The sequence below is a fragment of the Negativicoccus succinicivorans genome (genome assembly GCF_018372215.1).
In the GTDB taxonomy this organism is placed as follows: domain Bacteria; phylum Bacillota; class Negativicutes; order Veillonellales; family Negativicoccaceae; genus Negativicoccus.
In genome coordinates this window covers 1-9,473 of record NZ_JAHAJN010000017.1, presented here as the reverse complement: position 1 = coordinate 9,473, position 9,473 = coordinate 1, and the positions used below count along the sequence as shown (strand labels likewise).

11 protein-coding genes are annotated in these 9,473 nt (G+C 47.4%); 7 read left to right on the top strand and 4 right to left on the bottom strand.

Translation table 11 applies throughout. The annotated features are described in order from the left end of the window. Both KIB08_RS06850 and KIB08_RS06845 read left to right on the top strand, forming a co-directional pair. Positions 1-112 (top strand): hypothetical protein (locus KIB08_RS06850; protein WP_221417810.1); only part of this gene is annotated, 112 nt, incomplete at its 5' end. Positions 113-359: 247 nt separating this feature from the next. After that, complete coding sequence (locus tag KIB08_RS06845; protein WP_303991194.1) at positions 360-812, top strand: hypothetical protein; 453 nt, start codon at positions 360-362, stop codon at positions 810-812. A 49-nt stretch (positions 813-861) separates the two neighbouring features. On the opposite strand, the gene KIB08_RS06840 is transcribed toward KIB08_RS06845, so the two are convergent. Next, complete coding sequence (locus KIB08_RS06840; RefSeq protein ID WP_303991193.1) at positions 862-1,632, bottom strand: NAD-dependent protein deacylase; 771 nt, start codon at positions 1,630-1,632, stop codon at positions 862-864. 117 nt (positions 1,633-1,749) lie between these two features. Here KIB08_RS06840 and KIB08_RS06835 point away from each other — a divergent pair, with 117 nt between their 5' ends. Beyond that, entirely contained in the window at positions 1,750-3,267 is a 1,518-nt protein-coding gene (locus KIB08_RS06835; protein ID WP_303991191.1) for a dihydrolipoyl dehydrogenase family protein, read from the top strand. A 46-nt stretch (positions 3,268-3,313) separates the two neighbouring features. Here the strand turns inward: KIB08_RS06835 and sstT are convergent, their stop codons facing one another. The 3 genes from sstT to KIB08_RS06820 all read right to left on the bottom strand — a co-directional run bounded on the left by sstT (position 3,314) and on the right by KIB08_RS06820 (position 5,919). Then, positions 3,314-4,531, bottom strand: coding sequence for a serine/threonine transporter SstT (sstT, locus tag KIB08_RS06830; protein WP_303991196.1), 1,218 nt, complete (start codon positions 4,529-4,531; stop codon positions 3,314-3,316). 130 nt (positions 4,532-4,661) lie between these two features. Further along, complete coding sequence (locus KIB08_RS06825) at positions 4,662-5,183, bottom strand: flavin reductase family protein (RefSeq protein ID WP_303991189.1); 522 nt, start codon at positions 5,181-5,183, stop codon at positions 4,662-4,664. Positions 5,184-5,193: 10 nt separating this feature from the next. Next, the gene (locus KIB08_RS06820) at positions 5,194-5,919 is read right to left on the bottom strand and encodes an SIMPL domain-containing protein (protein WP_303991187.1); all 726 of its coding nucleotides are present in this window, start codon (positions 5,917-5,919) and stop codon (positions 5,194-5,196) included. 114 nt (positions 5,920-6,033) lie between these two features. Between KIB08_RS06820 and KIB08_RS06815 the strand changes: the two genes are divergently transcribed. From KIB08_RS06815 to KIB08_RS06800, 4 genes are read left to right on the top strand one after another with little or no spacing between them, the layout of a single operon-like run. Continuing rightward, positions 6,034-7,194 (top strand): hypothetical protein, encoded by a 1,161-nt coding sequence (locus KIB08_RS06815; RefSeq protein ID WP_303991185.1) that lies wholly within the window; start codon positions 6,034-6,036, stop codon positions 7,192-7,194. Positions 7,195-7,253: 59 nt separating this feature from the next. Further along, positions 7,254-7,718 carry a BREX-3 system P-loop-containing protein BrxF gene (gene brxF, locus KIB08_RS06810; protein ID WP_303991183.1) on the top strand — a complete coding sequence of 155 codons (465 nt, stop codon included), beginning with the start codon at positions 7,254-7,256 and terminating at the stop codon, positions 7,716-7,718. Positions 7,719-7,778: 60 nt separating this feature from the next. Beyond that, on the top strand, positions 7,779-8,285 hold the full coding sequence (locus KIB08_RS06805) for an NUDIX hydrolase (protein ID WP_303991181.1): 507 nt from the start codon (positions 7,779-7,781) through the stop codon (positions 8,283-8,285). A gap of 24 nt (positions 8,286-8,309) precedes the next feature. Further along, positions 8,310-9,104 (top strand): undecaprenyl-diphosphate phosphatase, encoded by a 795-nt coding sequence (locus KIB08_RS06800; protein WP_303991179.1) that lies wholly within the window; start codon positions 8,310-8,312, stop codon positions 9,102-9,104. Positions 9,105-9,473: the final 369 nt, after the last annotated feature.

Below are 9,473 nucleotides of genomic sequence, written 5' to 3'. Positions count from 1 at the left end.
GATGAAAATCGAACTGATCACGCCGATCGCGATTGAAGAAGGTTTGCGTTTCGCGATTCGTGAAGGCGGTCACACCGTCGGCGCGGGCGTTGTCAGCGCCATCGAAAAATAATCATTAACAAAAAAGCGCTGCGTAAGCAGCGCCTTTTTTATTATGTGACCGGGTGCAGTTGGCGAAGCGGAAGTGAAATGCTGTAATCTAAATAACTTATACTGAGAAATGGAGTTTTTACATGTCACGTTAACGTCTTGTCTTATTTACTTTTGCATATATTATGATTTGCATCGCCGGAATGGGTTTGCAAATTATTCCGTATGTTAATTTAACAGTGTTTTCTCCTTACTTGGCAGCACTCATCATGGCGCTAATCATCGGCGCATTGGTCGGGTTTATAGGTTTTATTATGGTTGGCTATTGGCAAGGGTTACCGCTGGGAATTGCCGGACATTTGATGCTGGCGATTTCGGTCGGCACCGCTGCCTATTATTTCGGAACCGTAATGGAGCAAAAGAAAAACAGCGGTTGGCTTCGCTATGTATATGCCATTGGCTGGGGTTATATCGGTCAGGTCGGGATGGGACTATTTTTACTGTGGTGCCTGATCGGCGAGCAGGCGCTGACTATTTTCGTGCCTTGGTCGGTAGCGGCGTTGTTGGCTATGCTGTTGGCGTTAGCAGTCGATTACGCTTGGCCGGATCATTTACGTCACGTCATCGGCGGACCGCTACCGCAAATCAAAGTCGGTCGTAATCGTGCCCGTAAACGTCGCACAGAAGTGACGGCAAAACACCATCCGCAAAAGAATCAATAAGAAAACACGAAACAATAGAAATAAAAAAACACGGCGTACGCCGTGTTTTTTATATAAGTAAAGGCGAGATCGCGTCCTCCAATACCTGACCGATAGACTCTCGAAATAAAATATTGGCCGCTTGATCGCGCGGAGTGGAATCTTGATTAATTAACACTATTGCATCGCCGCCAAACTCATGAATGAATCCCGCGGCTGGCCAAACCACTAAACTGGTGCCGCCGATAATCAGCATATCAGCATCACGAATCGCTTGAATCGCGTTGAAAACCGTATCGTTATCCAATGGTTCTTCAAATAGAACGACATCCGGCTTAATAATGCCGCCGCATTTGCCACAATGCGGTATCGGATTGCTGCGTTCGATAATATCTTCAATGGAATAGAATGCATGGCATTTTGTACAGTAATTGCGATGAATGGAGCCGTGCAGTTCGTAAGCGGTTTGGCTACCGGCGCGTTGGTGTAAACCGTCAATATTTTGCGTGATAATCGCTTGGAGTTTTCCCAGTTTTTCCAATTTGGTGAGCATTATATGGGCGCGATTTGGTTGTACATCCTTCATCATACCTTGGCGTACTTTGTAATTGCTGAAAAACTCTTCCGGATGCTCGACATAGAAATGATGTGAGACCATTTCTTCCGCCGAGTAAGGCGTACCCGTGTCACGGTTAAAGATACCGTGCGTCCCGCGAAAGTCCGGAATGTCGGATTCGGTAGATACGCCGGCACCGCCGAAAAAAACAATACGTTGATGATTTTGTAAAAGGGCTTGAAATGCTTTCAGTCGTTCTTGATAGGATGCATTTTTGCGTGTCATAGCAACCTCCTTTGCATAGTCTTTTTTTCATTATAGCATCTTTAAAAAATTCTATTTTCGTCATCATGTTAAAATAAAGGAAATGAGTAATCATTAATGCAAACGAAGGGAGATACCATGGTAAAAAAATATGATTTAATCGTAGTGGGCACCGGTGCCGCTCTGACCGTGTTGGAAACTGCATTGCAACACGGGCAAAAGGTAGCAGTAGTGGAACGGGCTAAATTTGGCGGTACCTGCCTCAACCACGGCTGCATTCCGACGAAGGTTATGGTAACGGCGGCAGACGCATTGCGGGATACGGAACGCTGGGCCGAAATGGGAGTCAAAGGAGAGAAACCGACGCTCGATTGGGAAGTTATTTCGCGACGGCTTTGGAAACAAATCAACGTCTCGCAAACTATGGCGAAAGATTATGAGCAACGTGAAAATTTGGATGTTTATCACGGCACCGCGAAATTCATCGGTAAAGATACACTCCAAATCACTTGTGACGCAAGTAAAGCGACAGATATTAGCGCGCCGATCATTGTGTTGGGCGTGGGGGCGCGCACCAATATCCCCGATGTGCCCGGTTTGGAAACCATTCCTTATTTAACAAGCGAATCTTTTTTCGGTGATCGTTTTCTCAAAACGTTGCCCGAGACCATGACGATCTTGGGGGGCGGCCCGATTGGTACCGAATTTGCGCACAGTTTTTCCGCATTGGGCGTCAACGTGACTTTGGTGCAGCATAATCAATATCTTGTGCCGCGTGAAGAACCGGAAATTTCGGAATTCGTTTTGCAGTCCTTGCGAAATGCGGGTGTCACCGTTTATACCAATCAGTCGGTCGAAAGTGTTCGCAAAGACGGTGAGGAGATCCGTTGTACGATTAGCGATCGCGCGACGAAAGAAAATAAGACCTTTACCACGGATGTTGTTTTCGTCGCCTCGGGAATTATCCCCAACACAGATTGGCTGAATTTGGCGAAGACGGAAATTAAAACAGACGCTAAAGGTAATATCATCACAAACGAGTTTTTGGAAACATCCCAAACGGGTATTTATGCGTTGGGCGATGTGAATGGGCAGGCGCCGTTCCGGCACAAAGCGAACTATGAAGCAGGCATTATTGCCCATAATTTGTATGAAGAGAAAGATCCGAAAAAATGGCGCTGGGCAAACTACACGAATGTTCCGGTCGTTACCTATACGCATCCGGAAGCGGCGCATGTGGGCTTGACGGAAAAAGCAGCTAAAGAACAGGGATATGAAGTGCAGACCGCGTTACATTATTACTCTGATACTGTTAAAGCCTATGCGCTCGGTATCACGCACGGGAGTCCGGAAGACGGGTTCATCAAGCTGGTGATTGATCGTCCGACGCAAATCATTTTGGGCGCTCATATGGTGGGGTATCAGGCCTCTGTTTTACTCCAGCCATATGTGAATTTGTTGAATGCAGGGACTATGGACTTGACGCCGATTCATCCTGAAATCGGTTCGGAGACGGTGCAGAAATTGCGCGAGCGAGGTTTAGTTCGTGAGCTTTTACCGCAACGTGTGCAAACGGTGAGTGAAACGATGGCGCCGCATCCGAGCTTAAATGAAGTTTCGATGTGGACAAGATATTTTGTGGAAGGTAAAGTATAAAGAAAAAAACGGTATCCTCAAAAGGATACCGTTTTTTATTTAGTAACTATAAACGACCTTCTTTACGACGTTCGGCAAATTCTGCAACAGCGGTAAAAAGCACGTCGCTGGAAGAATTTAAAGCGGTTTCACAGGAGTCTTGTAAAACACCGATGATAAAACCGACACCGACGACTTGCATGGCAATATCATTGCTGATACCGAACAGGCTGCAGGCCAAGGGAATCAGTAAAAGCGAACCGCCCGCTACACCGGATGCGCCGCAGGCACCGACGGCAGAAATGACGCAGAGGAGAAACGCCGTCGCAAAATCGACAGGAATGTTTAGTGTATGCACGGCAGAAAGTGTCAGCACCGCAATCGTGATTGCTGAGCCCGCCATGTTAATGGTGGCACCCAGCGGAATGGATACGGAATATGTATCTTCATCCAAGCCGAGCTTTTGGCAAAGGTTCATATTAACCGGAATATTCGCGGCGGAACTGCGCGTGAAAAAGGCGTACAAACCGCTTTCACGCAGGGTTGTCAGAACAAGCGGATACGGATTGATACGCATTTTGACAAAGGCGACTAAAGGATTCATCACCAACGCGATGAAGAAGAAGCAACCCAGCAATACCGAAAGCAGTTTTACATAACCGATGAGGGCATCGAATCCGCTTTCGGCAATGGTGGACGCAACTAAGCCGAAAATACCGATCGGAGCAAAGCGCAATACCCATTGTACTAATTGTGTGATCACTTGCGCGAAATCCGAGATTAACTGTTTCGTCGTGTCGTTGGCCTGACGGAGCGCAATCCCCATGACACTCGCCCATGCCAATATGCCGATGTAATTGGCATTTATGAGTGCATGTACGGGATTATCCACGATATTCAGAACAACAGTACGGATGACTTCGATAATATTAGTCGGCGGAGCGAGCTGCGCATCGGTGACTTGCAGTTGTAAAATTGTCGGGAACAGGAAAGAGGCCGCGACAGCCGTCAGTGAAGCGATGAAAGTACTCACAACGTAAAGTACCAAGATCGGTCGCATGTTGCTGGAAGTACCTGCGCGTTTGGTAGCCAGCGCCGCCATTACCAGGACAAATACGAGAACAGGCGCAACCGCTTTTAAGGCATTAACGAATAATGTGCCTAAAATAGAAATGGAAGCTGCCCATTGGGGAATAAATACGGCGAGAAGAATCCCCAAAATGATTCCGATAAGAATCAATTTTACCAAGCTGGTTTCATTGACCCAGCGCCAAAAGTTTTTAATCATATTCATCCCTCCACAATTTAATATGCTTATTATAGCGAAATAAGTGTGGAAAGACAATAGACAAATGTATTCTTGTGATATACAAAAAGAAAATAGCCGCTCAAAAGAACGGCTATTTGCAAAAAAATCATACTTCGTAAGCACTCGTGATTTCCGCTACGTAAAACGTATGTACATCATCCCGATCACGATCATAAAAGAAACTGAAAATTTCCGGATCCAAGCTCTCTTTAGGAAATACCAGCGACTGCAAAGTACGACATTCCAAATGCAGCCATCCCGTGCCGCCTAACACCGGTGTGCTGCCTTGTTTGGGAGCGCAAAGAGTCAGACCCGCCGCGCTGATTTTATCTTCATGGCGGCCGCTGTGCGTACCGCAATATTGAAGCATCGCGCGGTAATCATCACGCAAAGGGACGGAGATCGTAAACTCATTTCTTTTTTCTAAAAGTTCATGCGTGTATCGTGACGGCTTTACGCAAATCGTGACAACATATCGCCGCCAACGGTAACCGATCGATCCCCAATTTAAATACATCGAGTTGGCTTCGGTAAGCGTGCCTGTCGTTAAAAATATACCGCCGCGAACAGCGCCGACAAACTTGGCGGCGGCTTCGGCGGGAGTAAGAGTATTCCATTCTGTCGCCATATGAACGCCTCTAGTCGACTAACTCAAACACGAGGCTGACGCGCATCGACACTTTTTGACTACCGGGGAAAAGAGGCGTGGAAGACGTATTATCAGACGCGACCCGTGCCATCATCGGAGCCGGCCAGTACCCATTTGTCGGAGCGACGCTGGCATTCATCAGGCGTCCTAAACGGGTGTGTCCCGCGCGCGCTATCACTTGTGCGGTGCGCCGACCGTTATCAATGGCTTCGGCCAGTAATTCGTCTTTCAACTGTTGCGGTTGATCCACGACAAACTGAACATCGGAAACCGTGTTGGCGCCGGCGCTTACAACAGAATCCAACACGCGGCTCAAAAGAGCGGTGTCTTTCGTTTCGAAGACGATTTCGTTGGTTACACGATACGCTTCGATTTTCGGCGCAGTGCCATCTTTCGGATACGTATATACCGGCGTAATTAAGAAATTGGCAGTTTTCAAGTCTTTGTCTTTCACGCCGGCCGCTTTAAGGGCAGCCACTACCGATTGCATGCGTTGATCGTAGGCTTCTTTCGCTACTTTGGCATCCGCGCCTTGACCTTCAATGCCGAAACGCATCTGCGCTTTATTCGGAACCAGCTCGCGTTGCGCCTGGCCCTCGACCGAGACGGTGCGTTGCGGCGCCGTAGCATCCATTACAGCGGCCTGCGCGCCGTACATTCCGGTGGCGGTAAGACCGGTGGCAAGTAAGCCTGCTAAAATCCATTTGCGTAACATAGGAAAACCTCCTTAAAAAACATAATCCATCTGAGAATATTTTACCACATTGCATTTTGGTATAATTGAGAGCAAGGGAAACAAACGGTTAAATTAAGTACCGTGGAGGACATAATGAAAAAATACAGTTTACAAAAGTTCTTGATCGCCGCTTGGGCTATATCCTTACCGTGTTTTGCCGCAGCACAAGCGGATATGATAACCATGCCGGTGACGCCGCCGGGAGTCAATTCAGCGGCCGGTACCGCGCATCAGGAAACGGGTCCTGACGGGAATCAGAAAATGCTTGTATGGAGTGTTGCTAAAATTCAAAACGAACCGCTTGCGGCACAAGATTTTTCCGTAGGAGGTTTGCGCCTCGGTGACGCCTCGGCGAAATTAGCTGACGTGCTGGGAGCACCTCTTACCATCGTGCGAGGCAATCATATTGATCGCTACCATTTTACAGAGGCGGAAGCGACAGTGCAACAGAACTTGCCGTATGGTAAAAAAACGGCTGCGGCGATCGGAGTGGAACCGATGCGAACACTGACCGGACTCAGTGCGCTTACAGTCACCAAAGCAAAGCTCATGACACCGCGCGGTATCGGCATCGGTAACAGCCGTGAAAATGTAATCCGCGTATACGGCACGCCTTCTCGAGTAGAGTATGAGCCGTCGACAAAAACTTCGTACTACCGCTATCGGCTGTACGAAAATGAAATTAACTATGAGTTGACCTTTGCCATACATGAATTGCAGGTCAAGTCAATGCAGCTGGCATATGTCGCTTTACCCAAAGAGAAACATGATTTGTCATTCACCGTAAATACACCGGCATCGCTATTGGGATTTGTTCCGGGAACAATGTACCGAGAGCCCTCCTGGTCAGAGTGGGAAACGCATTTGACGCAGGGAGAAAACGAAATTTGGATGCATGGTGACTTCGGAGTAACGGTAGAAGGTAAGACGCAAAAAATAAAACGCGTATTTTTACGCAATACGAATGCATCGACGGATAAAGGCATTGCGATTGGTGACAGCCTTTCCACCGTGACGCATGTTTACGGAGAGCCGAATGCCATCGTGCATGTCGGCGATCAACAGCAGACCGCATTATTGTATTATCCGCAAAATCTTGCGAAACGACTTTACTTGGTCTTTGTACTGGATACGCAAAAAGATCAGTTGACGGACATCATTTTGACGCAAGGGCGGATCAGCGAGGCGGCTACGCCAGAGGAACGCTACGGTTTTACGCGCAAATCACAAGATAAATCCGACGCGCAAGTCTAGCCATTTCGGAAAATCTATATTATAATAACCATAACAAAATTGTACAGGGGCGTGATAGCATGGTGACAGTAGCAGATGTAAAGGCACGTGTACAGGAAGTTCAGGAATTACCGGAAAAGTTGCTCTTTGTGGTCGGCGGTGCCGGTTCGGGGAAAAGCAAACTTTTGCGGGAAGTGGAACAAGCGGAAGACTATACTTACGTAGAAGCCAAAGAGCTCTTAATGGAAAAACTGTTTGAAATGGAAAACGAAGAGCGCAAGGTGGAAGCGAAAGAATCTTTTGTGAAAGCATTTAAGGCGCTTGCTGCGGATGTCGTGATTTTAGACGGCGTAGAAATCCTTTTCGCACCGATTTTTAAATTGGAACCGCTGGAAGTTATTAAAAAACTCAGTCAGGATCATACCATTATCGTTGGCTGGCGCGGCTCGTTTGACGGTAAGACTTTAAAGTTGGAACATAACAGCAAAGAAAATTATTTCAGTTTTGACATTGATGATCCGAAACAGGTCATTACGCTGAACTGATGTAACCATAGCTGAGGAACCGCTTCTGCGGAAGCGGTTCTTCTTTTTTGTGGAGGCGGCATGGACTATCGCTATTGCCCGTATTGCGGCACACCCCCGGTAATGAAAATGAATAAGGCGCAGTCGCGCTTGTATTGCCCGCATTGCGAAAAAATTTTGTATCGCAATCCGATGGCGGCGGTGGCGGGAATTGTTTTGAATGACTCGGGCGCGATATTGCTGGTCCAACGCGCCGTCGGCGAAACCTATCCGGGGAAATGGTGCATTCCCTGCGGCCATATTGAGTGGGGCGAAGATATCCGCGACGCGTTGACTCGGGAAATGGCGGAGGAAACAGGACTTACCGTTATCGTCGAGCGCATCTATGAAGTCGAGTCCAACTTTCATCAGCCGGCTGCGCTCAGTGTCGGCTGCTGGTTTATTTGCAAGGTAACGGGCGGGGATTTACAAGCCGCGGACGACGCGGCGGATGCGCGTTATTTTCACTACCGAGATTTGCCGGAGCTGGCATTCCCGACAGATCGGATAGTGCTGGACAAGTTGTTTCATCAAGGCTTATTGGCCTAAGAACTGCATGCAGGAGGAATGAGTATGTATGAATATTTGGCCGCGTTAATCATCGGCATTGTGGAAGGTTTAACCGAATATATTCCGGTATCCAGCACCGGACACATGATTATTGTCGGAGATATGATCGGGTTTTCAGGTACTAAAGAAAGCGTTTTTGAAGTGTTTATTCAGTTGGGCGCTATTTTGTCTGTGCTTTTGATTTATAAAGATAAATTTAAAATGATGTTGCGGCGCGAAAACTGGTTCAAAAAACGCGGCACTTCCTGCTACAATCTGGTTTGCGCGATGCTGCCGGCGATGGCGGTCGGCTACCTGACGCATCACTTTATTAAGACGTATTTATTCGGCTGGCAAACAGTCGTTATCGGTTTGATCTTGGGCGGCATTCTGATGTTGTTTGCGGAACGTGTCAATATTCGAACACGTACTGCCGATGTCGACGCTATTACGACAAAACAAGCGGTTTTGATCGGCGTATTTCAAGTTCTTTCTTTATGGCCCGGATTTTCGCGCAGCGGCTCGACGATTTCAGGCGGGCTGTTACTCGGCATTTCCCGCAAAGCGGCCGCGGACTTTTCATTCATCATGGCTGCGCCGTTGATGTTTGTAGCGTGCACATATGATTTATTGAAAATTTGGCGGTATTTGCATTGGAGCGATTTCGGCATTTTTGCGTTGGGTTTTGTCACTGCCGCCGTCGTCGCTTATGCGTCGGTACTGTGGTTCCTGAAATTTTTAAATAATTCAAGCCTGGCTTCGTTCGCGTACTATCGTTTTGCGCTCGCGGTGGTAACCTGCTTATATTTTTGGTTTTAATAAAGAAATAGTCCGGCATAGAAAATCACCGCCAAGAGATATTCCCCGGCGGTGATTTTAATTATGCAATAAACGATTAAAATAAAACTGATAAATGCTCGCAAATTCTTAAAGACATATGCTACAATAATGACAATTTAAACAGGTTGCGCTCTGACCTGTTTAACGGGAGAAGCTAAGGATAGAGGAAACCAGGCAACTCGCATTCTGAAATTCTCCTGCACAAAAGAGCAACGGGATTTATATTTTTGTAAAAGGAGAGTGTCAATGATGAACAAAAAATTGGCAACAGTATTGGCAGCTGCTTGCGTCCTCGGCGCAACGACAGCATTCGCGGCCCCGAATCCGTTCTCGGATGTAACTCCGAAC